The organism is Actinomycetospora sp. CA-053990, from assembly GCF_050948445.1.
In the GTDB taxonomy this organism is placed as follows: Bacteria; Actinomycetota; Actinomycetes; order Mycobacteriales; family Pseudonocardiaceae; genus Actinomycetospora; species Actinomycetospora callitridis.
The window spans coordinates 1,178,213-1,203,239 of sequence record NZ_CP192043.1 but is presented as its reverse complement, the minus strand read 5'-3'; the positions used below and the strand labels follow the sequence as shown (position 1 = coordinate 1,203,239).

The window sequence follows — 25,027 nt, the reverse complement described above, 5'->3', positions numbered from 1 at the left end:
GTGATCACGGGGTGGGCGCCGCCGCGGCCGCGACGTCGACCGTCACCGGCACGGTGACGATCTGCCAGTCGCGCTGCACCTGGACCCACAGCGCGTAGCGGCCGGCGCGCGGGAACGTGTAGTCGAAGCCGACCTGCGGGCCGTACGTACCGGCGGGCCCCGCCGCGCTCATGTCGTGGACGTGACCGAACGCCGAGGCGGGATCGGCCGGGTCGGGTACGCCGCGCAGGCCGGGGCCGAGCAGCATCAGGTGGCCCGCCATGCCCAGCCAGCCCTGGAGGTCGGTCACCGGGGCGCCGCCGTCCCGGGTGAAGGCGACCGACACGCGGGTGGGCCGGCCGGCCACGGCCGGCGGGGCGGTCACCTCGGCGTCCATGCCGGCGACCTGGCGGACCCCGGCACCCGGGGCGGCCGGGGTCACGGGAGCCGCGGGCCCCGCCACGTCGAACGCGGTGCGGGCGACCTGGTGGCCGCCGTCCCCGGCGCGCTCCATCTCGGCGAAGACCCCGTACCGCCCGCCCGTCGCCGGCTGCACGAGGACGACGTAGCGGCCGGGCGCGGTGCGGACCGGGTGGACGTGCGCCAGCTGCCCGTCCGGGCCGATCACCGCGAGGTGGATCAGGGCGTCGTCGTGGATCGTGAGGTCGTCGACCACGGCGCCGGTGGAGCCGTCGGTGAGGTCGAGCTCGAGATCGGTCGGGGCACCGGGCTGTGCGCCCGGGGCGGTCCGCGCCGTGACGACGACGGCGCCGGGACCCATGGCGGACGTGTCCGACGGCATGTCCGTCGGCGGCATCCCCGGCATGTCCGGCATCGCGGCGCCGCCGTGACCCGCGTGGCCGCCCGCGGGCGCCGCCGCCGGACCCACCGGCGCCGCGGCCGGCGTGGCGGCCCCGGAGTCGCCGGGGCCGTCGCCACGGCGGTCGCGGCGATCGTGAGGCCGACGATCGCGAGCGCGCCGAGGGCGAGGGCCAGGCGGGGACGCTGCCGCACGCCCGGGGCCAGGGCCGCGACCAGGGCGACGACGCCGAGTACGGCGCCGATCCGCACGGCCCACACCCACCCGGGAGTCGGGGCGGGGCGGCGACCGTGATCGGGACCCGGGCGACGGTCGCGCCGTCGGCGACCGCGATCTCCCAGGCGCCGACACCGTCGGCGGTCAGGGCGACCTCGCGCGGCTGCCCGACGGGCGCCGCGGGCACGACGACCGGCGCCGTCGCCGGGTCCCCGCCCGGGCGGACGGCCGCGAGCGTGACGTCACCCGGGGCGCATCGCCGCGCGGGAGCACCACCACCGGCATGCGCCCGCCGCCCTCGGGCGGCGCGGTGATCGTGAGGGCGAGCGTGCGCGCGCCGAGGGAGAGCTCGATGCGCTGGACGCCGACCGGGGTGGACTCGTGGGCGGCGGCCGTCCCCGCCGTCACGAGGAGCGCCAGGAGCAGCACGAGGAGGCCCGCCGGGAGGCGTCGGCGCAGCGCGGTCACCGGAACACCGTAGGCGTCGGGTCATGTCCCGCCCGCTCGCGTTCGTCAACACCTCATCAGTCGGTGAGGTGACGAGCGTCTGAGTGGTTCGCCGATGCCGACGGCCCCGGGGCGACCGCGACCGTCGGGGCCGTGCCCGACAACGACACCACCGCCCCCGTCCTGCTGCGAGCGCACGCCCTCGTCGCCGTCTTGCTCGTGCTCTGGGCCCTGCTGCACGTCGAGCAGCCCGTGGGCAGCGGCGACGGTCTGAACTTCGGCGCGATCTTCGCCGTCCAGCCGTTGATCGACCTCGGGCTGCCGTGGCCGTGGCTCAGCATGTCGGCCTTCGACGTCCTCGACCCGACCCGGTCCTTCGCCGACGACCCGCTTCTCGTCGCCCTCTACGGGGCCGCTCCGCGTCCTGGGCGCGCCACTCAACGTCGGCCTCCACGCGCTCGTCCTCCGGTGGTGGAGCCCGGCGAGGACGTCTGCTCCGTAACGCTCAGCGCGTTCGTCCGATCCCTACAGGACGGGCTCGCCGAGCCCTGTGCAGAGTTCGGGGAGCATGGTGACGATTGGGGAGACGGACGCCGCAGAGCCGGGGTTCGAGGATCGCGACGCAGCAGCTCCCCCCGGCCGCCCGGGACAGCGACTCGCCGTGTCGACGCTGATCGTTCTGATCCTCCTGGGGGTCTTCGCCAGCAACGCACCTGACTCGACGATCAAGGACGGCCTCCTGGGCCTGACCCGGCCGCTCCTCCTCGTCACGGGGCTCGACCAGCGATGGGGTGTGTTCGCCCCCAACCCGCGCCTCGAGACCAGCGACGTCGCCGCGCGCATCGACCGCGCGGACGGGACCGTCGGCGTGCACGCGCTCGACTCCGGCGACGGGCTCTCGGAGTATTGGAACTACCGCTGGCGCAAGTACGGCGAGCAACTGTGGACGAAACCGTCCGCCGACCAGGAGCGCACTGCGTTTGCCAGTTGGGTGGCAGAGCAGGACCGCGCGGCGGGAAACCGTCCGGTGCGCGTGACCCTGGTGCGGTTCACGCGACCGAACCTGCCGCCGGGACCGGGCCCCGACACCGGCCCGTGGCGCGAGGTCCCGTTCTTCACCATGCCGGTGAGCTCCCGATGAGCGGGTCCTGGACGCGGCTGCGCGACGGCTGGGAGCGCTTCTGGTTCGCGCCCCAGTCGACCGCTCCGGTCGAGGTGGTCCGCATCGGCTTCGGGGTCATCGCCACCGCATGGATGCTCTCGCTCGCCCCGATCCTCGTCCCGTTCTTCGGGGCGGCCGACGCGGCCCTCCCAGCTCCCACGCTCCCCGCCCTCGGGTGGACGCTGCTCAGCCTGGTCCACGGCTCGCCACTGATCTGGGTGCTGTGGACGTCCGGCGTGCTCGGCGCCGTCGCCCTCACGCTCGGCTTCCAGACGCGTCTGGCCGCGCTGCTCGTCTTCGTCGTCATGGTGTCGGTGAACCGGTGGGCGCCGCTCGCGTTCAACGCCGGCGACGGACTGTTGCGAATCCTCTCCTTCTACGTGCTCCTCATGCCGGCGGGATCGGCTGCGTCCGTGGACCGGTGGCGCACCGATCCTGCGGGACTGTGGAGCTTCCCGCGGCGGTCGCCGTGGGCGCTGCGACTGGCGCAGATTCAGCTCAGCGTCATCTACCTCGCCACGGTCTGGGAGAAGGCGGGCGGCGCGCTCTGGCGCGACGGCTCGGCCGTGTCGTTCGCTCTGCGCATCGGCGACGTCGGCCGCCTGCCCGTTCCATCTCTCGTCACGGACTCGCTCCTGCTGGCCCAGGCGGCGACCTACGGCACCCTCGTTGCGGAGGCCGCCATAGGGATCCTCGTCTGGAACCGGGCCGCGCGGCCCTGGGTGCTCGCCCTCGGCGTCCTGCTCCACCTCTCGATCGAGGTCACCCTGGCCGTCGGCTTCTTCAGCCTCGGCATGCTGACCCTCTACCTCGCGTTCCTCCCGCCGCACCGGGCCGAGCAGGTCCTGCTGGCGGTGCGCGACCGGGTCCGTCACGGACGACCCCGCGACGCGGGCGACGTGCCGGCCGCAGGAGCCGAGCGATGAGCCTCGCCGAGACCCTCCGTGGGCCGACGAGGCGCGCGGCAGGCAACGTTCCGGACCAGGCATTGGTCACCCCGTCCTCGTGGCGCGAGCGCGCCATCGCCGTCGGCGTCCCGATGCTCGTGCTTGCGATCCACACCGTTTCGTACGGGCCGTGGATCGAGGACGACGCCGGGATCACCTTCGCCTACGCCCGCTCGCTGTCCAACGGTGCAGGGCCCGTCCTCCAGCCCGGAGCCGACATCGTCGAGGGCTTCTCGAACCCGCTCTGGCTAGCGATCCTCGTGATCGGCCGCATCGTCGGGCTGTTCGACCACGGCACGTGGTTCGGGGTGCCGGACCTCGTCCTCTTCCCGAAGCTCGTGGCCCTGGCGTGCGCGACGGCGATGTTCGGCGTCATCTTCGGGCTGGCGCGCAGGGTGACCCGTCGCCCGGTGGAGGTCAGCGTCGCGGCTGGCACGATCACCGCGCTCGTACCGTCCTTCGTCATCTGGACCACGAGCGGACTCGAAAACTCCCTCTACGCCCTGCTCGTCGTCGCCCTGGGCGCCGTCGTGGCGCGGGCAGCGGTGGAGGGGCGTGTTCGGGACACCCGCGTGGCAGTGGTCGCGGGGGTGTTGGCCGGGCTCGCGGCCCTGACGCGTCCTGACGGTCTTCTCTTCGTCGCGGCCTATCCTCTCGTCCTCGGTCTCCTGCACACCGGACGGCTTCGGCAGGCCGCCGGACCGGCGGCCCGGTCGGTCGGTGCCGCACTCATACCTGTCGGCGCGTACCTCGCGTGGCGCTTGGCGACGTTCGGGGACTGGCTCCCGAACACCGCCCGCGCCAAGCGGCAGGGTCTCCCGGGACCGTCCGACCTGGGTCGCCCGGGCGAGCTGATCCTCTACGCCGGGTGGCTCGCGGTCGTGCTCGCGATCGTCGCCATCGTCATGACCCTCCGACGGCGATCGCCGGCGCGCATCGCAGTGGGCGTGCTGCTGGTCCCGATCGTGCTCTCGCTCGTGTCGTTCGCCGTCCTGCCGCCGGACTGGATGGAGCAGTACCGGTTCGCGACGCCCCTGTGGCCCCTGGGCGCCCTCGCCACGGTCCTTGCGGTGACCGACGCCTGGCCCCGCCTGGCGCGCCGGGCACGGCTCCTCGCGGCTGTCGCCGCTGCGCTCGCCGTCCTCGTCACGGCCTCGGCGTGGCTCGACGCGGCGGCCACGTTCCGGCGCAATCCCACCGCGCCGTTGTGCTTCGTAGCGACGAGCGTGGGCGAGCGGGTCAACGCCTATTCCGACATCCTGCGCGTGCGGGACGGCACGCTCCTGGCCGTCGACGGGGGCGGAACTGCCCTGACCAGCCGGCTCCGCTTTGTCGACCTCTCGGGGCTCACCGACACGCGCTTCGCGCAGCTGTGGCAGGAGCGCGACGGGCTCGGAGCCCGCGACCACGTGTTCGAGACCGTCCGGCCGACGTTCTTCAAGATCGACAGCGGATGGGCCGGCGCTGCGAACGCTGGGCTGCTCAGCGACCCACGCCTCGCCCGGGATTACGTCGTCCTGATCTCCCCGAAGGCCGGCAGCGGGACCTGGGTACGTCGTGAAGCCGTGCCCGACCCGACGTCGCTGGCTGCAGCGCAGCGGTACGCGGCCGACTCCTTCGCCCGCATCGACGTGCCCTACCTGCGTGGCGACCGCACCGCCTGGGTCTGCGGCCCTGTACTGCGTCCGCCGTCGTCGGCGTGACCACTCGCAGGGGCACACCTCTCGCACCTGACCTAACGCTTTGGTTACGACGCCCGGCCGCGGTAACACCGGATGGGTGACGCCCGACAGATCATCAACGTCGGCGGGGCGACGTTCAGTGCGATCAGCCTGCAACGGTGCCGGGACGGAGAGAGTCATGACAGGACAAGGGGTGGCGCGCCGAGCGCTCATGCTCGGAGCGGGGGTGCTGCTCATCGGGTCACTCGGCGTCGGGCCGGCGTCGGCGACCTCGTACACCGACGACTACTGCATCGAAGTCTCGACGAGCGGGACCTCGAGCACGGACTCGACGAGCACCGACACCACCAGCACGGACCTGACCAGTACTGACCTCACCAGTACTGACCTCACGAGCACCGACCTCACCAGCACCGACCTCACCAGCACCGACCTCACGAGCACCGACCTCACCAGCACCGACCTCACCAGTACCGACCTCACGAGTACCGATCTGACCAGCACGGACCTCACCAGTACCGACCTCACCAGTACCGACCTCACCAGCACCGACCTCACGAGCCCCGGTTCCTCCGAGGACGCCCCGGACACTGGCTCCGTCACCTCCGGGTCCGGCGGGCTTTCCGGCATCCGCGGACTCCGCGCCGCCGACCCGGGGACGAGCACCGACGGCTCGCTGCCCGAGATTCCGTCAGAGACGAGCGACGGCATCGTCACCACGACCGGTGTGAGCAGCGGGACGTCCACCGGCACCAGCGGGCACGGCAACGACCCGACGTACCGGTACACGGTCTGTCACGTGAACTACTCGATCGGCCACTACTGGTACGACTACCGCCCCGTCGGTGAGGTGTACGCGACCCAGGTCAAGCGTGTGCCGTCCGGCGGCGTCGACACGGGGAACTGAGCGAGCGGATGAGCATCACCGACAAGGGCCCGGAGCAGAAGTCCGGGATCTCGATGACGAACGTCTCGATCGGTCTGATCGTCGTCCTGGTGGGCCTGGCCCTCGTCGTCGGGATGAACTCGTCCGGTCCCTCGGGCTTCAGTTCGCCCGCGCCGCTGGCCGCCTCGGCCCCGACCCGGGTCACCGTGCCGTCGATCTCCACGGAGTCGTCGCTCGTCCCGACCGGGCTCAAGCAGGACGGCAGCCTCGAGGTGCCGCCGGTGTCCGAGCCGATGCAGGCGTCGTGGTTCGACCAGAGCCCCACACCGGGTGAGGTCGGGCCGAGCATCGTCCTCGGTCACGTCAACGGCGGCGGGCAGCCGGGCATCTTCGCGAACCTGAAGGACGTGGTCGCCGGCTCGCAGGTCTTCATCGACCGGGCCGACGGCCAGCGCGCCGTGTTCGAGGTGTCGCGCGTGGACACGATCCCGAAGGACTCGTTCCCGACGGACGCGGTCTACAACGACACCGCCAACCCCCAGCTGCGGCTCATCACCTGCGGCGGGGACTACGACCGGGGCGCCCGGTCGTACCTCTCCAACGTGATCGTCTACGCCGACTTCGTCGAGGTGCAGAAGATCTGACCGACGGCCGAGGGCCCGGGGCGAGCACGATCCGCCCCGGGCCCTCGGTCGTTCCTGTCGCGAGTTCCCAGTTCCTACCGCGCCGCCCGCGCCGCCTCGACCATCGCGCGCAGGGTCGGCTCGACCTCCTCGTACCCCCGCGTCTTGAGACCGCAGTCGGGGTTGATCCACAGTCGGTCGGCCGGCACCACCCGCTGCGCCTCGGCGATCAGCGAGGCGATCTCCTCGCGCTCGGGCACGCGCGGCGAGTGGATGTCGTAGACACCCGGCCCGACCCCGCGGGAGTAGCCCACGGCCTGAAGGTCGGCGAGGACCTCCATGCGCGAGCGCGCGGCCTCGATCGTCGTGACGTCGGCGTCGAGGCCGTCGATCGCGTCGATGACGTCGCCGAACTCCGAGTAGCAGAGGTGCGTGTGGACCTGGGTCTCCTCGGAGGCCCCGCCCGTGGCGAGGCGGAAGGACCCGACGGCCCAGTCGAGGTAGGCGCTCCAGTCGGCCCGCCGCGGCGGGAGCAGCTCGCGCAGCGCCGCCTCGTCGACCTGGACGATCGCGATGCCCGCCGCCTCGAGGTCGGCGATCTCGTCGCGCAGGGCGAGCGCCACCTGGTCGGCGGTCCGGCCCAACGGCTGGTCGTCCCGGACGAACGACCAGGCCAGGATCGTGACCGGGCCCGTGAGCATCCCCTTCATGGGCCTGTCCGTGAGCGACTGCGCGTACCGCGCCCACTCGACGGTGATCGGCTCCGGACGCGAGACGTCGCCGTGCAGGATCGGCGGGCGCACGCAGCGCGAGCCGTAGGACTGCACCCAGCCCAGCTCGGTGGTGGCGAACCCGGGCAGGTTGTCCGCGAAGTACTGCACCATGTCGTTGCGCTCGGGCTCGCCGTGCACGAGCACGTCCAGCCCGATCTCCTCCTGCAGCCGGACCACGCGCTCGATCTCGGCCTGCATGCGGGAGCGGTAGGACGCGTCGTCGAGCCGCCCGTTCGCCCAGTCGGCGCGTGCCCTGCGCACGTCGGGGGTCTGCGGGAACGAGCCGATCGTGGTCGTCGCCAGCGGCGGCAGCCCGAGCCGCCCCTGCTGTGCCTTCGCCCGCACCGCGTACTCGGTGCGGGTGCGGTCGGCCGGGTCGATCGAGGCGACCCGGGAGCGGACGGCGGCGTCGCCGCCGGTCGCGGCGCCGATCGCGGCGTCCGCCACGGCCTGCCGCAGGCTCTCCTCGGACTCGTCACCGCGCAGCACGCGGCCCAGGAGGACGACCTCGTCGAGCTTCTGACGGGCGAACGCGAGCCGCGCGACGACACCGGGGTCGAGCGCCGTCTCGACGGTCACGTCGTAGGGAACGTGCAGCAGCGAGCACGAGGTCGACACGGCGATCTCGCCCACCGAGCCCAGCAGCGTGGCCGCCCGCGACATCGCCCGCGCGACGTCGGTCCGCCAGACGTTCCGGCCGTCGACGAGGCCCGCGACCAGGGTCTTCTGACGCAGGGCGGGCAGCGCGGGGACCCGGTCGGCCAGGTGCGGGGCGGTGACCAGGTCGAGACCGATGCCGTCCACGCGGCTCTCGGCGAGGACGTCGAGGGCCGGGCCGGGGTCGCCGTACGAGGTCGTGACGAGGATCCGCGGACGGTCGGTGGTGCCGGCGAGGCGGTCGTAGGCCCGACGGAGGGCGTCGATCTCGGCGTCGCCGCGGTCGTTCACGAACGCCGACTCCTCGAGCTGCACCCAGGCGGCCCCGGCGTCGGCGAGCTTCGCGAGCAGCTGCGCGTAGACCTCGACGACCTCGTCGAGGCGGTCGAGCGGGTCGAAGCCCTCCGGCGCCTCGTCGGTCGCCTTGGTCAGCAGCAGGTAGGTCACGGGGCCGACCAGCGCGGGACGCGGAGCGGTGACGCCGGCGGCCGCCGCCTCACGGACGCGCTCGACCGGCGTCTCGTCGGCCAGGCGCAGCGCGGTGTCGGGGCCGATCTCGGGGACGAGGTAGTGGTAGTTGGTGTCGAACCACTTGGTCATCTCCAGGGGCGCGGCGGAGGCGGTGCCGCGCGCCATCGCGAAGTACTCCTCCAGCGCCGTCCCCTCGCGCCGCCCGTGCGGGCGGAAGCGCGGCGGGACAGCGTCGATCATCGCGGTGACGTCGAGGACGTGGTCGTAGTACGAGAACGTCCCGGTCGGCTGCGAGTCGAGGCCCGCCTCGGCCAGCTCGTGGTAGGTCTGCGCCCGCAGGTCCGCGGCGACCTGCTCGAGGTCACCCGCGGTCCCCGCGCCCTTCCAGTAGGCCTCGAGGGCCTTCTTCAGCTCGCGGCGCGGGCCGATGCGGGGGTATCCCAGGACGGTGGCCCCGATGGGGCCGGACAGTGCACGTGACACGGCTCTTCTCCTCGTCGAGCGGTCGGGCTCGCGAGAGTCGGCACGGGTCGGTCGTGCGCGCGGCACCGTGCGACGGCACCGGGACGCCACGGGTCCACCCACGAGACTCCGCCAGCCGCGCGCGCCGACGGTCGGCGCACGCACCGATGGCAGGTCTTCGGACTCGCGGGCGCGGTGCCGATGCACCACCTACTGGCCGTCGCTTCCCGGACGTGTGTCCAGTGCTCTGTGACGGCGGTCGTTCCCACTCACCGCTGCGGGGCAGTCCCGGATTCACACCGGGTTCCCTGTTGCCACCCGGACCGCCGCGAGGACGGACCGGGAACCACCAGCGCCCGGGACCCTAACCCGGACCGGCCCGGTGGGCCTGTGTCCGCGGTCACGGCGACCGGGAGGATGCCCGGATGCCCGGCGACACCGATCCCGTCCGACTGCTCGCCGGGATGGACCCGGTGCTGCACGCCCACCGCTACGTGTTCGTCTCCGTGCCCGAGCTCCCCGACGGGCTCGCGCCGCTCGCGACGATGCGCGAGGACGAGGGGCTCTCGGCGGTGGTGACCGCCGACGACGCCGACGCCCACGGCCTGATCGGCGCGTTCCCCTGCGCCGGGATCACCCTGCGCGTGGCGTCGGCGCTCGAGGCCGTCGGGTTCCTCGCTGTGATCACCCGGGCGCTCGCCGACGCCGGGATCGGCACCAACCCCGTCGCCGGCTTCCACCACGACCACCTGTTCGTGCCGTGGGAGCGCCGCGACGACGCGATGGCGGTGCTCCGCGATCTCCGCTAGACCGGCGGCTCGGGGTCGTACTGGATGCCCCGGCGGACCTGGCGCGCGCGCTCGACGCCGACGAGCCGCACGACGAGGTGGAAGGCCATGTCGATGCCGGCCGAGACGCCGGCGCTGGTGATCACGTCGCCGGAGTCGACGTAGCGGTCGTCGCGCCGGACCTCGATGCTCGGGTCGAGCTGGGCCAGGGTGTCGAGCTGCCCGTGGTACGTCGTGGCGGGCCGGTCGGTGAGCAGGCCGGCGGCGGCGTAGACGAGCGAGCCGGTGCACACGCTGGTCATCAGCGGTACGTCGCGGCGCCAGGCCCGCACGCGGTCGAGGTGCGCGGGGTCCTCGACCTGGGGTCGCGTGCCGCGCCCGCCCGGGTGCAGGAGCACCTCGAGCGGCCCGACGTCGTCGGCCGAGTGCTGCGGGACGATCGTCATGCCCTTCGCGCAGGTCACCGGGCCGCCGTCGACGGAGAACAGCGTCGCGACGTAGCCGTCGTCGGGGAAGTTCGCCGTCCACCACGACAGGACCTCCCACGGTCCCACGGCGTCGAGCTCCTCGACGCCGTCGAACAGCAGGATCCCCAGCCGCTTCACCTCGGGTGCGCTCACCGTTCCAGCATGCCGCGTCACACCGGGCTGCCGGGACGTGAAAACGCGGGGCGTGCGGCGTCAACGTCGTGTCAACGCGGCCCTCGCGGGGCCCGGGCGAGCGGAGGCTCGGTGATCGGCACACCGCCGGCGGGGCGGTGTCGATGTCGAAGGGAACCCGGTGCTCGACCTCCTCTACGCGGGCGTGGTGATCGTGGTCTTCGCGATCCTGCTGCTCGCCGTCCGCGGGCTGGACCGGCTGTGAGCGCCGCCGCGAACGTGCTCGGCGGCCTCGTCGCCCTGGGCCTGTTGATCTACCTCGTCGTGGCCCTGCTGCGCCCGGAGAGGTTCTGATGGCCGGGTTCGCGCAGGTGGGCGTCCTGCTCGTGCTGCTCGCAGCCGCGTGGCGCCCCCTCGGCGACTGGATGGCGCGCGTCTACACCGACGAGCGCGACTGGCGTCTCGAACGTCTCCTCTACCGCATCGTGCGCGTGGATCCGCGCTCGGAGCAGCGGGCGGGCACCTACGCCGTCGCGGTCCTCGCGTTCTCGTTCGCCGGGATCGTGCTGCTCTACCTGCTGCAGCGCCTGCAGTCGCTGCTGCCGTGGTCGTTCGACCGCGGAACCGGGGCGAGCGGAGCGACGGGGGAAGCGGGCGGAGTGGAGCCCGGGGTCGCGTTCAACACCGCGATCTCGTTCGTCACGAACACGAACTGGCAGTCCTACGTCCCCGAGTCGACCATGGGCCACGCCGTCGCGATGGCCGGGCTGACCGTCCAGAACTTCGTGTCCGCCGCGGTCGGCATGGCGGTCGCCGTGGCCCTGGTCCGAGGGTTCGTCCGCAGCCGCTCCGACCGCCTGGGCAACGCCTGGGTCGACATCGTCCGCGGCGCCACCCGCATCCTGCTGCCGATCGCCGCCGTCGCCGCGGTCGTGCTCGTCGCCCTCGGCGTCGTGATGAGCCTGCGGGCGGGGGTCGACGTCGTCGGTCCGGACGGGCGCCCGTCGACGCTCGCGCTGGCGCCCGCGGCCTCGCAGGAGGCGATCAAGCAGCTCGGCACCAACGGCGGCGGCATCTTCAACGCCAACTCCGCGCACCCGTTCGAGAACCCGAACCCGATCTCGAACCTGCTCGAGATCTTCCTGATGCTCGTCGTCCCGGTGTCGCTGACGAGGACGTTCGGGCGTCTCGTCGGCTCCGTGCGGCAGGGGGTGTCGCTGCTCGCCGTCATGGGTGGGCTGTGGGCCGCGATGCTCGCGGTGATCTGGGCTGCGGAGGCACGTAGTGCGTCGTTCGCGGGCGCGAACCTCGAGGGCAAGGAGGTCCGCTTCGGGATCCCCGGCTCGGCGCTCTTCGCGAACGCGACGACGGGCACCTCGACCGGCGCGGTGAACTCGCTGCACGACAGCTTCTCGGCCCTCGGCGGCGGCGGAGCGCTGCTGAACATGCTGTTCTCGGAGATGACGCCGGGCGGTGTCGGGACGGGGCTCTACTCGATCCTGATCATCGCGATCGTCGCGGTGTTCCTCGCCGGGCTCATGGTCGGGCGCACCCCCGAGTACCTCGGCAAGCGTCTCGGGCGCCGCGAGGTGACGTGCGCGGTGGTGGTCGTGCTGACGATGCCCGCGCTGGTCCTGCTCGGCACGGGGCTGGCGATCGCGCTGCCGTCGACGGGGACGGCGATGACGAACTCCGGTCCCCACGGGCTGTCCGAGGTCCTCTACGCCTACGCCTCGGCCGCGAACAACAACGGCTCCGCGTTCGGCGGGCTCACGGTGACCAGCGGGTTCTTCCAGACCACGCTCGGGATCGCGATGCTGCTCGGCCGGTTCCTGCCGATCGTCGCCGTGCTCGCCCTGGCCGGGCTGCTCGCCCGCCAGCCCCGCGTCGCCCCGTCGGCCGGAACGCTCTCCACCGGCACACCCCTGTTCTCGGTGCTCGTCGCGGGCACGGTCGTGCTCGTCGCGGCGATCACCTTCCTGCCCGCCCTGGCCCTGAGCCCCCTCGCGGAGGGATTGGCATGACCGCCGTCCTCGAACGCCCCCGGAACAGCGGCCGGCCCGTCGGCGCCGGCGCGTTCCGGCCCGCGCTGCTCCTGGAGTCGCTGCCGACCGCGGTGCGCAAGCTCGACCCGCGCCACCAGGTGCGCAACCCCGTGATGTTCGTGGTGTGGGTCGGCTCGGTGGTCGTCACCGTCGCGGCGATCCTCGACCCGAGCGTGTTCGCCTGGTGGATCGCGGTGTGGCTGTGGTTCACGGTGGTCTTCGCGAACCTCGCCGAGGCCGTCGCCGAGGGCCGCGGCCGGGCCCAGGCCGACGCGCTGCGGGCCACGCGCACCGACACCGTGGCGCACACCCCGGACGGTCGGGAGGTCCCGGCGACGGACCTGCGCGTCGGCGACCACGTCGTCGTCGCGGCCGGGCAGACGATCCCGGGCGACGGCGAGGTCGTCGAGGGCATCGCCACCGTCGACGAGTCGGCGATCACCGGCGAGTCCGCGCCGGTGGTGCGCGAGTCCGGCGGCGATCTCTCCTCGGTCACCGGCGGGACCACCGTGCTCTCCGACCGCATCGTCGTGCGGATCACCGCGCGGCCCGGCGAGTCGTTCGTCGACCGGATGATCGCGTTGGTCGAGGGCGCGCAGCGCCGGAAGACGCCGAACGAGATCGCGCTGACGATCCTGCTCTCGGCGCTGACCATCGTGTTCCTGCTCGCCGTCGTGGCCCTGCAGCCGATGGCCGGCTACTCCGGGGCCCAGCAGTCGCTGGTGGTGCTCGTGGCGCTGCTGGTCTGCCTCATCCCGACCACGATCGGCGCGCTGCTCTCGGCGATCGGCATCGCCGGGATGGACCGACTCGTGCAGCGCAACGTGCTGGCGACGTCGGGCCGTGCGGTGGAGGCCGCCGGCGACGTGTCGACGCTGCTGCTCGACAAGACCGGGACGATCACCTTCGGCCACCGGCGCGCGACGGCGCTGCACCCCGTGGCCGGGGTCGACGTCGCCGAGCTCGCCGAGGTGGCCCGGCTGGCGAGCCTCGCCGACACCACGCCGGAGGGGCGCTCGATCGTCGCCCTGGGCGCGCAGGAGCACGGGCTGCCCGCGGAGGCGAGCGCGCACGAGGCACGGGCGGAGTTCGTCCCGTTCAGCGCGACGACCCGCATGTCGGGCGTGGACCTCGACGGCCGCGAGCTCCGTAAGGGCGCGACGTCCTCGGTGCTGGCGTGGCTGGGCGACGCGGTGCCCGAGGCCGACCGCGGCGAACTAGAGCGCCTGTCGCGCGAGGTCGCCGAGCGCGGCGGGACGCCGTTGGTGGTCGCCTCCTCCGTGAGTGATTTTCCCGGCTATAGCCGGGAAAATCACTCACGGGCGCTCGGGGTCGTCGAGCTGTCGGACGTCGTGAAGCCCGGGATCGCGGAGCGGTTCGGCGAGCTGCGGGCCATGGGCATCCGGACCGTCATGATCACGGGCGACAACCCCGTGACCGCCCGGGCCGTCGCCGCTGCGTCGGGTGTCGACGACGTCCTCGCCGAGGCCACACCGGAGGACAAGCTCGCGCTGATCCGCCGCGAGCAGGCCGGCGGCCGGATGGTCGCGATGACCGGCGACGGCACCAACGACGCGCCCGCCCTCGCGCAGGCCGACGTCGGCGTCGCCATGAACACCGGGACCGCGGCCGCCAAGGAGGCCGGGAACATGGTCGACCTCGACTCCGACCCCACCAAGCTCATCGGGGTGGTCGAGGTCGGCAAGCAGATGCTGATCACCCGGGGCGCGCTGACCACGTTCTCGCTGGCCAACGACCTCGCCAAGTACTTCGCGATCCTGCCCGCGATGTTCCTCGCGATCTATCCGCAGCTCGGGGCGCTCAACGTCATGGCGCTCGCGACCCCGGAGTCGGCGATCCTCTCCGCGGTCATCTTCAACGCGCTGGTGATCGTCGCGCTCATCCCCCTCGCGCTGCGCGGCGCGCGCTTCCGCCCGTCGTCGGCCGACCGTCTGCTGCGACGCAACCTGCTCGTCTACGGGCTCGGCGGCATCGTCGTCCCGTTCGTCGGCATCTACGTCATCGACCTCCTCGTCCGGCTCGTTCCGGGGATCGGCTGATCATGACCACCACCCTCGACCCCGAGGCACCGGCGCGGGAATCGGCCGTCACCGGGACCGCGCTGCGCCGCCAGCTCGCCGCCGCGGCGCGGGTGCTGCTCGCGTTGACCGTGCTGCTCGGCGTCGTCTACCCCGCGGCGATCTGGGGCGTCTCGCGCCTGCCGGGTCTGGAGCACCACGCCGAGGGCTCCCTCACCCCCAGCATCGATCGGTCGACCTCCGCTCCGCTCCGTCTCCCGGGCGGCTCCTCCCTGATCGGCATCGACCCCGTCCCCGCGGACCCGGCCGCCGACCCGTGGTTCCACACGCGGGCGTCGGCGTCGGCACCCGACGACGCGGTCGCCGGCCTCGGCCCCGCCGACGCCACCACCTCGGGCGGCTCGAACCTCGGCGCCGCCGCCGAGGACCTCGGCACGGCCGTGGCGGAGCGCCGGGCCGCCATCGCCGCCCGCGAACGCGTCCACCCGGCCGCCATCCCGCCGGACGCGCTCACCGCCTCGGCCTCCGGGCTCGACCCGCAGATCAGCCCGGCGTACGCGGCGCTGCAGGTGCCCCGCGTCGCACGCGTCACCGGGCTCGGTGAGGACCGCGTCCGCGCGCTCGTCGCCGACGCCACCGACGGGCGGTCGCTCGGGGTGCTGGGAGAGCCGCGGGTGAACGTCCCGGCGCTCGACGCGTCCCTCGTGGCGGCGGCGCCGGGGATCCGCTGAGGTGCAGGATGAGGAGGTGTCCAGCAGGCGCGGTGAGCTGCGCATCCACCTCGGCGCGGCCCCCGGCGTGGGCAAGACCTACGCCGCGCTGAACGAGGCCCACCGCCGTCTCGAGCGGGGCACCGACGTCGTCGTCGGTCTCGTCGAGACCCACGGGCGGGCCCGCACCGAGGCGCTGCTCGCCGGGCTCGAGGTCCTCCCCCGCACGGTCCTCGACCACCGCGGCACCGAGCTGCGCGAGCTCGACGTCGACGCGGTGCTCGCCCGGGCGCCTGAGGTGTGCGTGGTCGACGAGCTCGCGCACTCGTGCGCGCCCGGCTCGCGCCACGCCAAGCGCTGGGAGGACGTCGAGGAGCTGCTCGCCGCCGGGATCGACGTGATCTCGACCGTCAACGTCCAGCACCTCGAGTCCCTCGGCGACGTCGTCGAACGCATCACCGGGGTGCGCCAGCGCGAGACGATCCCGGACGCCGTGGTGCGCGCCGCGGACCAGATCGAGCTCGTCGACATCACCCCGGGGGCCCTGCGCCGGCGGATGGCGCACGGCAACATCTACCGGCCCGAGAAGATCGACGCCTCGCTCGCGCACTACTTCCGCACCGGGAACCTCATCGCGCTGCGGGAGCTGGCGCTGCTGTGGGTGGCCGACCAGGTCGACGTCGCGCTCCAGCGCTACCGGACCGCCGAGGGTGTCGAGGAGGTCTGGGAGGCCCGCGAGCGCGTCGTCGTCGCCGTCACCGGCGGGCCCGAGAGCGCGACGGTCCTGCGGCGCGCGGCCCGGATCGCCCGGCGCAGCGGGTCGGCGGACCTGCTCTGCGTGCACGTGCTGCGCGGCGACGGCCTGGCGAGCGCTGGATCCGCCGGTCCCGAGCTGCGACGTCTCGCCGAGGACGTGGAGGCGTCGTTCCACACGGTGGTCGGCGACGACGTGCCCGCCACGCTGCTCGAGTTCGCCCGCACCGCGAACGCCACCCAGCTCGTGCTCGGGACGTCGCGGCGCTCGCGGTGGGCGCGGCTGGTCGACCCCGGGATCGGCGCCGCGACGATCGCCGCGTCCGGGAGCATCGACGTCCACCTGGTGAGCCACGCGGAGGCGGGCGAGGCCCGGCGACGCCCGCGCCTCTCGCTGCCCGCCCGTCGCCAGGCGTGGGGCTGGCCCGCAGCCGTGCTGCTGCCGGTGCTCGCCACCGTGCTCGGGGTGGGGCTTCGCGAGTCCGTGGACCTCTCCACCGACGTGGTGCTGTTCTTCCTGGCCACGGTGGTGACGGCGATGATCGGCGGGCTCGCGCCGGCGCTCGTCGCCGCGATCGGCGGCGGGCTGCTGCTCAACGTCTTCCTGACCCCGCCGCTGTACACGCTCTCGGTCAGCCGGCCGGAGAACGCCTTCGCGATCGGGGCAATGGTGGTGGTCGCGCTGCTCGTCGCCGCCGTCGTCGACCGCGCCGACCGGCGCGCCGCCCAGGCCGCCACCGCCCGCGCCGAGGCGACGCTCCTCGCGTCGTTCGCCCGCGTCGTGCTCTCGCGCTCCGACCCGCTGCCCAAGCTGCTCGAGCGCGTGCGGGAGGCGTTCGGCCTCACGACGGTCGCGCTGCTGGAGCGCTCGGCGGGCACGGGCTGGGAGACCACGGCGTGCACCGGTGGCGCCCCGTGCGCACGACCCGCCGACGCGGACGCGGACGTCGAGATCGATGAAGGCGTGCACCTCGTCGGCACCGGCCGCACCCTCACCTCGAGCGAGCGCGCCCTGTTCTCCGCGGTCAGCGGGCAGGCGCTGCTCGCCCTGCGCAACCGGCGGATGGCCGCCCAGGCCACCGACGCGCAGCGGCGCGCCGACGCCGCCGGGCTGCGCACCGCGCTGCTCTCGGCCGTGGGCCACGACCTGCGCACGCCGCTGACCGCGATCAAGGCTGCGGCCGGGAGCCTGCGCGATCCCGTGCTGCGGATGCCGGCCGAGGACCGCCAGGAGCTGCTCGCGACCGTCGAGGAGTCGGCCGACCGGCTCACCGGGCTCGTCGACAACCTCCTCGACTCCTCGCGCCTGGCCACCGGCGCGGTCACCACGGTCACGGCGCCGGTCGGGTTCGACGAGGTCGTCGCCGCGGCGCTCGCCGGCGTCCACCCCGCCACGGACCGGGTGGTGGTCGAGGTGGCCGAGGACCTGCCCGACGTCCTCGCCGACGCCGGGCTCGCCGAGCGGGTCGTCGCGAACCTCGTCGACAACGCCCTGCGCCACGGCGGCGGGACGACGGTGGCCGTCCGCGCCAGCGCCTACGCCGACCGCGTCGAGCTGCGGGTCGTCGACACCGGACCCGGCGTGGCGCGCCAGCAGCGCGACCTGCTGTTCACCCCGTTCCAGCGCCTGGGCGACCGGCGGGCCGCGACCGGTGTCGGCCTCGGCCTGCACGTCGCGCGGGGTTCACCGAGGCGATGGGCGGCACGCTCGAGGCCGAGGACACGCCGGGCGGCGGCCTCACCACCGTCCTGTCGCTGCCGGCGGCGCCGACGCCGGCCCTGGTCCCGTGAGCCGCGTCCTCGTCGTCGACGACGACCCGCACCTGCGCCGCACCCTGCGCATCAACCTCACCGCGCACGGCCACACGGTCGTGCTCGCGGCCGACGGCGCCGCCGCCCTGCGCGCCGCGGCCGAGCACCCGCCGCCCGACGTCGTCATCCTCGACCTCGGGCTGCCCGACATGCCGGGGCTCGAGGTCCTCGCCGGGGTGCGCGGGTGGAGCGCGGTGCCGGTGATCGTGCTCTCGGCGCGCACCGACTCGGTGGACAAGGTCGCCGCGCTGGACGCCGGGGCCGACGACTACATCACCAAGCCCTTCGGGGTCCCCGAGCTGCTCGCCCGGCTGCGGGCCGCGGTCCGGCGGGCGGCGGCGGTCGCCCCGGACGGGACGCCCGTGGTCGAGACCGCGAGCTTCACCGTCGACCTCGTCGCCAAGAAGGTCGTGCGCGACGGCGCCGAGGTGCACCTGAGCCCCACCGAGTGGGGCGTGCTCGAGCACCTCGTCCGCCATCCCGGGATGCTCGTCACCCAGCAGCAGATCCTGCACGAGGTGTGGGGCCCCACCTACGGCACCGAGGGCCACTACCTGCGGGTCTACCTCGCGCACCTGCGCCGCAAGCTCGAGCCCGATCCCGCGCGACCGCGGCACCTCGTCACGGAGGCGGGGCGGGGGTACCGCTTCGAGCCGTGAGCAGGCCGCCGGCCGTGACCAGGAGGAGCGCGGCCAGCCCGACGAGGACGGCGGTCAGGCTGACGAGCCCGAGGAGCACGCCCACGACGGCCGGGGCGATCACCGCGGCGAGCGCCCCGACGGCGACGACGACCGTGAGCGCCTCGCCGGACCGGTCCGGGGCGATCTCGGCGGTCCACACGGCGAGCACGGCGGCCCCGCCCATGATCCCGGGCGCGAACACGACCGCGGCGCCGAGCGCGACGAGCGCGGACCCGGCGCCCGCGCCGAGGATCACGAGCGACGCGGCGATCGACAGCAGGCAGGCGGCGGCGACGCGGACCGTCCCGAACCGCGCGCACCAGCCGCCCGTGCCCAGCGCGACGAGGCCGACCACCCCGACGAGGGCGTAGAGGACGCCGGCGATCCCGGCGTCGAGCCCGCCGCGTCGCAGCATGTCGGCGGCCCAGGTGAAGAACGTCGTGACGCCGACGTGGAAGGCGACCGAGTAGAGCGTCGGGACCGTGAGGCCGCGCAGCGGGATCCGCCCCGCCGGTCCGGCGCGCGAGGGCCGCACCGCGGGCGTCCCCCGCAGGTTCAGCAGACCCGCCGCCGCGGACGCGACCGCGATCGCCACCCACACCAGCCGCCAGCCGGGCACGCCCATCACCGCGAGCGCGACGAGCCCGGAGACCACCAGGCCGCCGCTCGTCCCGGTGCTGATCACGGCCAGCACCCGCGGGCGGCGGGCGCGTCGACGACGGCGGCCGCGAGGTCGGAGTACGCCGCCCACACCCACCCCGCGGCGCTGCCGGCGAGCACGGTGCCGACCGCGAGCACCGCCGGCGACGGCGCCACGGCGGCGAGGATGCCCTCGACCACGCCGCAGACGCTCCCGACCGTCGTCGGGGCCCGCGGCCCGAGGCGGCGGCTCAGCACGGGCGCGAGCAGCAGGCCCGCGAGGTAGCCGGCGAAGGACGCGGACGCGATGAGGCCGAGGACGGCGTCGTCCAGGCCGTCCGCCGAGAGCGACGGGTCCCCGCGCAGCGCCGGCAGCGTCAGACCGAACGCGTACCGGCCCATCCCGTAGGCCACGCCCACCACCGCGGCGCCGGCGACGGTGAGGCGGAGCTCCGGGGATCGCGGCACCGGCCGATGGTCACAGCACCGGCGCGGGGCGGCCAGGCCGATCGTGAGGCGAGCGGGCGGGCGCTGCCGCCGGCCGGAGCGCGCTAGGTCTTCACCGCCAGCACGGGCACCTCGGCCTCGAGCAGCAGCCGCTGCGCGACGTCGCCGAGGAACGCCTTGCCCACCGGGCTGCGGCGGCGGACGCCGATGACGAGCAGGTCGACGTCGGTGTCCGCCTCCAGGCGCTCGAGAACCGCGTCGCCGTCCTCGACCCCGGAGGTGCGGTCGACAACGGTGACCGGCGCGCCGGCCGGGACGGCGAGGGGCCCGGCGCGCAGGTTCAGCGCCACGACCGCGGTGTCCCGCCGGGCCGCCTCGGCCAGCGCGGCGTCGAGCGCCACGGCGCCCGTGGCGTCGTCCGTGACGGCTACCAAGATCGTCATCGATCCCCCGAGATGTCTGAGCCGACCACGCTACGGCGTGTACCTCGGCGAGCACGCGCGGACACGTTCCGTCTGTAGTGTGCGATACAGACCTCAAACCTCCTGAACCGGACACTCGGCGTACCCGTACGAACGTTCAGGAGGCTTCGTGAGTCAGAGCGACGCCGCGCCCGCCGGCGCGTCACCACCCATGAGCCGCATCGCGATCGCGAGCATGACCGGCACGGTCATCGAGTTCTACGACTTCTTCATCTACGGCACCGCCGCCGCGCTCGTGTTCAACAAGGTCTTCTTCCCCTCGCTGGGGGCGGCGGCCGGTACGGCGCTGGCGCTCGCGACCTTCGGCGTGGCCTTCGTGGCCCGCCCGTTCGGCTCGGTGCTCTTCGGACACTTCGGCGACAAGCTCGGACGCAAGCGCACGCTGGTGACGACGCTGCTGCTCATGGGCCTCTCGACGCTGGCCATCGGCCTGCTGCCCACCACCGGCGCGATCGGCGTCGCCGCCCCGATCCTGCTCGTGCTGCTGCGCATCCTGCAGGGCCTCGCGGTCGGCGGCGAGTGGGCCGGCGCCACGCTGCTCACCGCGGAGAACTCGCCGGGCAAGACGCGCGGCAAGTTCGCGCTGTTCCCGCAGCTCGGTCCGTCGCTGGCCTTCGCGCTGGCCAGTGCCACCTTCCTGGTGACCGCCCTGACGATGAGCAACGAGGCCTTCCTGGCCTGGGGCTGGCGGGTGCCGTTCATCGGCAGCGTCGTGCTCGTCGCCGTCGGCCTGTACGTGCGGCTCGCCATCACCGAGACCGCGGCGTTCATGGCGCGGGAGAAGACCACGAGCACGCGCATGCCGGTCATGGAGGTGCTGAGCACCCACACGGGACGGGTGCTGCTCGGCGCGGGATCGACGATGGCCGTGTTCGCGTTCTTCTACATCGGCGTCACGTACCTCACGAGCTACGGCACGCAGGAGCTCGGTCTGCCGCGCACCACGGTGCTCGCCATGGGGATCATCGGCGGCCTCGTCTTCGCCGCGACCACCATCGCGGGGGCGATCCTCTCCGACCGCGTCGGACGGCGGAAGATGATCATCATCGGCAACGCGTCCGCCATCGTGGGCGGCATCGTCGCGTTCCCGATCCTCGACATCGGCACGCCCTGGGCGTTCGGGCTGGGGCTCTCGGTGGTGCTCGGGGTCGTCGGCATCGCCTACGGCCCCCAGGGCGCGCAGCTCCCGGAGCTCTTCCCGACGCACTACCGCTACACCGGCGCGGGCATGGCCTACAACCTCGCCGGCGTCCTCGGCGGCGGCGTCGTCCCGCTGGTGGCCACCGCGCTGGTCGCGGGACTGGGGTCGAGCCTCGCGATCGGTGTGCTGCTCGCCGGCCTGTCGGTGATCAGCCTCCTGTGCACCATCGCGCTGCCCGACACCAACGCCGAGTCCATCACCTCCACGCCCGTGCGCGCGGCAGCCTGAGCACGGCCGGACGAGCGTTCCGTCCTTCCGGGACGCTCGTCCGGCCCGTAGCCTGCCCTCACCCGCGCTCCGGCGGCCGGAACGAGGACGGCGATGGCTCCGCACGACGTTCCACCCTCGCCGACGGTCTCGCCCTTCCTGCTCGCCGAGCCCGGCCCCGTCAGTCGGCGGATCGAGGCGCTCGGCGTCGCGCGGCCCGTCCGCGCCGGTCAGCACCTCTACCGGCAGGGCGAGCCGTCGTCGTCGTTCCACATCGTGGTCAGCGGCCGGGTCCGGATCCACATGCTGCGTCCCGACGGGACGGTGCGGGTGATCTCCTGGGCCGAACCGGGCGCGAGCCTGGGCGAGGGTGTCTGCTTCGACGGCGGCCTCAACCAGGTGTCGGCCACCGCGATCACCCCGTGCGAGCTGCTCGCCGTCGGCCGCGACGCCCTGGTCGCCGCCGCGCGCGACGACCCGGAGCTGCTCGTCGAGGTCGTCCGCCGGGTGTCCCACAAGCAGCGGGTGCTGCACCTGCACGTGTTCCTCGACGGCCTGGCCGCCCGCGAGCGGGTGACCCTGCTGCTCGGGCACCTCGTCGAGGCCTATGGCGACGGCGCGCTCGGGACGTCGGCGCGCCTGTCCGTGCGGCCACCGGTGGACGAGCTCGCGCTGATGGTCGGGCTGACCCGGGTGACGCTCAGCCGCGAGCTCTCCCGCCTCGTCGCCGAGGGCGTGCTGGCCAAGGACGGGCGCAGCATCGTGGTGCGCGACCTGCCGGCCCTGCGGCGGCGCGTGGACGCCGTCGCCGTCTAGGGAGCACCGGCCTCAGCGGGCCGGCCTCAGCGCATCAACGGGCGCATGCGGTGCAGGACGATGCGCACGGCCAGCGGGGCGCCGGCCGGCAGCAGCGTCGAGCCCAGGGCGCCGATGACCAGCAGGACGACGGACCCGGTGTGGACGCCGATCGCGAGCGGCAGGACGCCGAGCAGCAGGGTGCTCACCAGGCCCGCGAGCAGCATCAGGTGGCCGACGGCGAGACGGCGCGGGCCCGGGACGCTGACCCGGCGGACGAACCGCGGGTCCTGGGCCGCCAGCGCGCGCACCATCGCGTCGAAGGGGGCGCGGTAGGGGTCGACGGCGCGCTCGGCGGCGGTCTCCTCGGCGGCCCGGTCCGGCTCCTCTGGCTGCTCCACACCTCCAGGGTGCGCCAGGGACCTGGGGCTCACACCGTGTCCTCGGCCACCGACACCTGGCGTCGACCAGCGGAAATGCGGCGGGCACCCCGTCACGGCCCGGCCCCGGGCGGGCGCCCTCGCCGCACCACGGCGACCGCCGGGCCGACGGGGGCCGTGGGCGACGCCGTCGGACCGGCCGCCGACCGCCCCGTTCACCGTGGCCCGGCCCGCCGGAGCACCTCCTCGATCGCGCCGCCGAGGCCCTCGCTGGAGTCCCCGACGATCGCGCGCAGGTAGATGCCGTCGCCCACCGCGGCCACCAGATCGGCGGCGAAGGGGTCGCCGAGCTCGTCGGTGAGCGCCGCCCGCCACCCCGCCAGGCAGCGGCGTGTCGCCTCCGCCGCGCGGGGCTCGGTGGTCGCGAGCTTGATCAGCGCGACCGTCGCCCGGTAGACGGGGCTCGCAGCGGCCGGCTCGTCGACCGACGTGCGCAGGTAGTACCGCGCCACGCCCTCGGGGGCGGACCGGGCCGCGGCGAGGTCGTCGTCGTTGAGCGCCCGGGCCCGCGCGAGCAGCCCCTCGAGCAGGGCCTCGCGCGACCCGAAGTGGTAGAGCAGCCCGCCCTTGGACACCCCCGCGGCGCTCGCGACGGCGTCGAGCGTCACGGTCTCGGGTCCGGAGGTCACGACGAGGTCCGTGTACGCGTCGAGGATCCGGTCGCGCTGTGACGGGCGTGGCACGCCGTTGACAGTAAACCGTCCAGCCGGTGTAGTTTCACCATCGCTCGAAACTGCACCGTCTGGACGGTGTAGTCATTCCTGATCCCGCTCGGAGGCTCGTCATGTCCCGCCGGTCGCCCGCGCTCGCGCTGGCCGCGCTCGTCCTGCCGGTGCTGCTCATCAGCATCGACATGACGGTGCTCGGCGCGGCGCTCCCGGTGCTCGCGGAGGACCTGGACCCCGGCGCCGCCGAGCAGCTCTGGATCGTCGACGCGTACTCGTTCGTGCTCGCCGGCCTGCTCGTCACCATGGGCACGCTCGGCGACCGCATCGGCCGGCGCCGCCTGCTGATGTGGGGCGCCGCCGCGTTCGGCGTCGCCTCGGTGCTCGCGGCGTTCGCGCCCACGGCCGGCACGCTCGTCGTCGCCCGCGCCCTGCTGGGCCTCGGCGGGGCGACGCTCATGCCCTCGACGTTCTCGCTGATCAAGACCACGTTCCCCGAGCCGCGGCGCCGGGCCACCGCCGTCGCCGTGTGGTCGGCCGCGTTCTCCGGCGGCGCGGCGGCGGGTCCCGTGGTCGCGGGCGTGCTGCTCGAGCACTTCTGGTGGGGCTCGGTCTTCCTGATCAACGTCCCCGTGATCGTGCTGCTGCTGGTGGTCGGCCCGCTCGTCCTGCCCGAGAGCCGGGACCCGCACCCCGGCCCGTTCGACCTCGCCTCGGCGGCGCTGTCGCTCGTGGCGATGCTCCCGCTGGTCTCCGCGCTCAAGACCGTCGCGACCGAGGGCCCGACCGTCGGGGCCGCGCTCTCGGCCGCCGTGGGCGTCGCCGCGGGCACGCTGTTCGTCCGCCGCCAGCGCCGCCTCGCGCACCCGCTGCTGGACCTCGGGCTGTTCTCGCGCCCGTCGTTCTCGGTATCGGTGACGACGAACCTGCTCGGCGTGTTCGCGCTGGTCGGCCTGCTCCTGCTGCTGCCCCAGTACCTGCAGTCGGTGCTCGGGTACTCCCCGCTCGAGGCCGCGCTGTGGATGCTGCCCGGCTCCGTCGCCGGGGTGACCGGCGCGCTGCTGGCCACGCGCCTGGCGCGCCGTCTCACGCCCCCCGCGCTGGTCGGCCTCGGGCTCGGGTCCGCCGCGACGGGCCTCGCCCTCGTCGCCGTGCTCGGGGCCTGGCCGGTGTCGTGGTCGGGTTCGCGCTGCTCGGGGCGGGCGTCGCGCTCGCGGAGGCGCTCACCAACGACCTGATCCTCGCCGCCGCTCCCGCCGACCGGGCCGGTGCCGCGTCGGCGATCTCCGAGACGGGCTACGAGCTCGGGGGCGCACTGGGGACCGCGGTGATCGGCAGCCTCGCGGCGGCCGTCTTCACCGCCCGGACGGGGCAGGAGACCCTCGGCGGCGCGCTGGCCCACGCCGGGTCGCTGGAGGCCGGGGCCGGCGACGCGCTCGTCACCGCGTCGCGGGACGCGTTCGTCGTCGGCATGCAGGGCGCCGCGGCGCTCGGTGCCGCGGTCCTGGCCCTGACGGCGATCGGGGCCTGGCGGCTGCTGAGTCGGGCGGCAGCCTCCGCGGACCGCGAGCCGGTCGGGGTCTGACCCGGCCGGCCCGCG

The 25,027-nt window shown here is 74.1% G+C and carries 22 protein-coding genes, 2 pseudogenes and 1 riboswitch; of the genes and pseudogenes, 15 read left to right on the top strand and 9 right to left on the bottom strand.

Annotated features, from left to right (window positions below; translation table 11 throughout):
• Positions 1-4: 4 nt before the first annotated feature.
• Positions 5-805, bottom strand: a complete 801-nt coding sequence (locus ACQPYN_RS06195; protein ID WP_433034661.1) for a hypothetical protein — start codon at positions 803-805, stop codon at positions 5-7.
• Positions 806-1,159: 354 nt separating this feature from the next.
• On the bottom strand, positions 1,160-1,483 hold the full coding sequence (locus tag ACQPYN_RS06190) for a hypothetical protein (RefSeq protein ID WP_433034659.1): 324 nt from the start codon (positions 1,481-1,483) through the stop codon (positions 1,160-1,162).
• A 640-nt stretch (positions 1,484-2,123) separates the two neighbouring features.
• Between ACQPYN_RS06190 and ACQPYN_RS06185 the strand changes: the two genes are divergently transcribed.
• The 5 genes from ACQPYN_RS06185 to ACQPYN_RS06165 all read left to right on the top strand — a co-directional run bounded on the left by ACQPYN_RS06185 (position 2,124) and on the right by ACQPYN_RS06165 (position 6,783).
• Entirely contained in the window at positions 2,124-2,603 is a 480-nt protein-coding gene (locus ACQPYN_RS06185; RefSeq protein ID WP_433034656.1) for a hypothetical protein, read from the top strand.
• Entirely contained in the window at positions 2,600-3,550 is a 951-nt protein-coding gene (locus tag ACQPYN_RS06180; protein WP_433034654.1) for an HTTM domain-containing protein, read from the top strand. The genes ACQPYN_RS06185 and ACQPYN_RS06180 overlap by 4 nt, the downstream gene beginning before the upstream one ends.
• The gene (locus tag ACQPYN_RS06175) at positions 3,547-5,274 is read left to right on the top strand and encodes a hypothetical protein (RefSeq protein WP_433034652.1); all 1,728 of its coding nucleotides are present in this window, start codon (positions 3,547-3,549) and stop codon (positions 5,272-5,274) included. Before ACQPYN_RS06180 ends, ACQPYN_RS06175 begins: the two co-directional genes overlap by 4 nt.
• Before the next feature lie 172 nt (positions 5,275-5,446).
• A complete protein-coding gene (locus ACQPYN_RS06170; protein ID WP_433034650.1) occupies positions 5,447-6,160 on the top strand; it encodes a pentapeptide repeat-containing protein in 714 nt (237 codons plus the stop codon).
• Between the two features lie 8 nt (positions 6,161-6,168).
• A complete protein-coding gene (locus ACQPYN_RS06165; RefSeq protein ID WP_433034648.1) occupies positions 6,169-6,783 on the top strand; it encodes a class F sortase in 615 nt (204 codons plus the stop codon).
• A gap of 74 nt (positions 6,784-6,857) precedes the next feature.
• Here the strand turns inward: ACQPYN_RS06165 and metE are convergent, their stop codons facing one another.
• Complete coding sequence (metE, locus tag ACQPYN_RS06160; RefSeq protein ID WP_433038753.1) at positions 6,858-9,134, bottom strand: 5-methyltetrahydropteroyltriglutamate--homocysteine S-methyltransferase; 2,277 nt, start codon at positions 9,132-9,134, stop codon at positions 6,858-6,860.
• Between the two features lie 143 nt (positions 9,135-9,277).
• A riboswitch (cobalamin riboswitch) is annotated at positions 9,278-9,491 on the bottom strand.
• A gap of 59 nt (positions 9,492-9,550) precedes the next feature.
• Between metE and ACQPYN_RS06155 the strand changes: the two genes are divergently transcribed.
• Positions 9,551-9,934, top strand: a complete 384-nt coding sequence (locus ACQPYN_RS06155; protein ID WP_433034646.1) for an ACT domain-containing protein — start codon at positions 9,551-9,553, stop codon at positions 9,932-9,934.
• Here the strand turns inward: ACQPYN_RS06155 and ACQPYN_RS06150 are convergent.
• On the bottom strand, positions 9,931-10,533 hold the full coding sequence (locus ACQPYN_RS06150) for a DJ-1/PfpI family protein (RefSeq protein WP_433034644.1): 603 nt from the start codon (positions 10,531-10,533) through the stop codon (positions 9,931-9,933). The genes ACQPYN_RS06155 and ACQPYN_RS06150 overlap by 4 nt on opposite strands.
• A 240-nt stretch (positions 10,534-10,773) precedes the next feature.
• Between ACQPYN_RS06150 and kdpF the strand changes: the two genes are divergently transcribed.
• From kdpF to ACQPYN_RS06120, 6 genes and pseudogenes are all read left to right on the top strand, one after another.
• Complete coding sequence (gene kdpF, locus ACQPYN_RS06145; protein WP_328310640.1) at positions 10,774-10,866, top strand: K(+)-transporting ATPase subunit F; 93 nt, start codon at positions 10,774-10,776, stop codon at positions 10,864-10,866.
• Positions 10,866-12,536: a potassium-transporting ATPase subunit KdpA gene (kdpA, locus tag ACQPYN_RS06140; RefSeq protein ID WP_433034641.1), complete on the top strand. Its 1,671-nt coding sequence runs from the start codon at positions 10,866-10,868 to the stop codon at positions 12,534-12,536. Before kdpF ends, kdpA begins: the two co-directional genes overlap by 1 nt.
• Positions 12,533-14,617 (top strand): potassium-transporting ATPase subunit KdpB, encoded by a 2,085-nt coding sequence (gene kdpB, locus ACQPYN_RS06135; RefSeq protein WP_433034639.1) that lies wholly within the window; start codon positions 12,533-12,535, stop codon positions 14,615-14,617. The genes kdpA and kdpB overlap by 4 nt, the downstream gene beginning before the upstream one ends.
• A 2-nt stretch (positions 14,618-14,619) precedes the next feature.
• Positions 14,620-15,327 carry a potassium-transporting ATPase subunit C gene (locus ACQPYN_RS06130; protein ID WP_433034637.1) on the top strand — a complete coding sequence of 236 codons (708 nt, stop codon included), beginning with the start codon at positions 14,620-14,622 and terminating at the stop codon, positions 15,325-15,327.
• Position 15,328: 1 nt separating this feature from the next.
• Positions 15,329-17,850 (top strand): annotated as a pseudogene (locus ACQPYN_RS06125) (DUF4118 domain-containing protein).
• A complete protein-coding gene (locus tag ACQPYN_RS06120; protein ID WP_433034635.1) occupies positions 17,847-18,530 on the top strand; it encodes a response regulator in 684 nt (227 codons plus the stop codon). The pseudogene ACQPYN_RS06125 and the gene ACQPYN_RS06120 overlap by 4 nt, the downstream one beginning before the upstream one ends.
• Here the strand turns inward: ACQPYN_RS06120 and ACQPYN_RS06115 are convergent.
• From ACQPYN_RS06115 to ACQPYN_RS06105, 3 genes are all read right to left on the bottom strand, one after another.
• Entirely contained in the window at positions 18,493-19,236 is a 744-nt protein-coding gene (locus ACQPYN_RS06115; RefSeq protein WP_433034633.1) for a hypothetical protein, read from the bottom strand. The two genes, ACQPYN_RS06120 and ACQPYN_RS06115, sit on opposite strands and share 38 nt — an antisense overlap.
• The gene (locus ACQPYN_RS06110; RefSeq protein WP_433034631.1) at positions 19,233-19,658 is read right to left on the bottom strand and encodes a YbfB/YjiJ family MFS transporter; all 426 of its coding nucleotides are present in this window, start codon (positions 19,656-19,658) and stop codon (positions 19,233-19,235) included. Before ACQPYN_RS06110 ends, ACQPYN_RS06115 begins: the two co-directional genes overlap by 4 nt.
• A gap of 83 nt (positions 19,659-19,741) precedes the next feature.
• The gene (locus ACQPYN_RS06105; protein WP_433034629.1) at positions 19,742-20,080 is read right to left on the bottom strand and encodes a universal stress protein; all 339 of its coding nucleotides are present in this window, start codon (positions 20,078-20,080) and stop codon (positions 19,742-19,744) included.
• A 148-nt stretch (positions 20,081-20,228) separates the two neighbouring features.
• Between ACQPYN_RS06105 and ACQPYN_RS06100 the strand changes: the two genes are divergently transcribed.
• Positions 20,229-21,548, top strand: a complete 1,320-nt coding sequence (locus tag ACQPYN_RS06100) for an MFS transporter (RefSeq protein WP_433034627.1) — start codon at positions 20,229-20,231, stop codon at positions 21,546-21,548.
• 93 nt (positions 21,549-21,641) lie between these two features.
• Positions 21,642-22,343, top strand: a complete 702-nt coding sequence (locus ACQPYN_RS06095) for a Crp/Fnr family transcriptional regulator (protein ID WP_433034625.1) — start codon at positions 21,642-21,644, stop codon at positions 22,341-22,343.
• A gap of 26 nt (positions 22,344-22,369) precedes the next feature.
• On the opposite strand, the gene ACQPYN_RS06090 is transcribed toward ACQPYN_RS06095, so the two are convergent.
• Together ACQPYN_RS06090 and ACQPYN_RS06085 are read right to left on the bottom strand one after the other, a co-directional pair.
• Complete coding sequence (locus ACQPYN_RS06090) at positions 22,370-22,723, bottom strand: DUF3040 domain-containing protein (protein WP_433034623.1); 354 nt, start codon at positions 22,721-22,723, stop codon at positions 22,370-22,372.
• A gap of 194 nt (positions 22,724-22,917) precedes the next feature.
• Positions 22,918-23,445 (bottom strand): TetR/AcrR family transcriptional regulator, encoded by a 528-nt coding sequence (locus ACQPYN_RS06085; protein WP_328310661.1) that lies wholly within the window; start codon positions 23,443-23,445, stop codon positions 22,918-22,920.
• Positions 23,446-23,546: 101 nt separating this feature from the next.
• Here ACQPYN_RS06085 and ACQPYN_RS06080 point away from each other — a divergent pair.
• Positions 23,547-25,012: pseudogene (locus tag ACQPYN_RS06080) on the top strand (MFS transporter).
• The last annotated feature ends 15 nt before the right edge of the window (positions 25,013-25,027 follow it).

Coding starts and splice junctions, on each gene's coding strand:
- ACQPYN_RS06195 (WP_433034661.1), bottom strand. CDS start 805: ATGCCGGGGATGCCGCCGACGGACATGCCGTCGGACACGTCCGCCATG.
- ACQPYN_RS06180 (WP_433034654.1), top strand. CDS start 2,600: ATGAGCGGGTCCTGGACGCGGCTGCGCGACGGCTGGGAGCGCTTCTGG.
- ACQPYN_RS06175 (WP_433034652.1), top strand. CDS start 3,547: ATGAGCCTCGCCGAGACCCTCCGTGGGCCGACGAGGCGCGCGGCAGGC.
- ACQPYN_RS06165 (WP_433034648.1), top strand. CDS start 6,169: ATGAGCATCACCGACAAGGGCCCGGAGCAGAAGTCCGGGATCTCGATG.
- ACQPYN_RS06155 (WP_433034646.1), top strand. CDS start 9,551: ATGCCCGGCGACACCGATCCCGTCCGACTGCTCGCCGGGATGGACCCG.
- kdpA (WP_433034641.1), top strand. CDS start 10,866: ATGGCCGGGTTCGCGCAGGTGGGCGTCCTGCTCGTGCTGCTCGCAGCC.
- kdpB (WP_433034639.1), top strand. CDS start 12,533: ATGACCGCCGTCCTCGAACGCCCCCGGAACAGCGGCCGGCCCGTCGGC.
- ACQPYN_RS06130 (WP_433034637.1), top strand. CDS start 14,620: ATGACCACCACCCTCGACCCCGAGGCACCGGCGCGGGAATCGGCCGTC.
- ACQPYN_RS06105 (WP_433034629.1), bottom strand. CDS start 20,080: ATGACGATCTTGGTAGCCGTCACGGACGACGCCACGGGCGCCGTGGCG.
- ACQPYN_RS06095 (WP_433034625.1), top strand. CDS start 21,642: ATGGCTCCGCACGACGTTCCACCCTCGCCGACGGTCTCGCCCTTCCTG.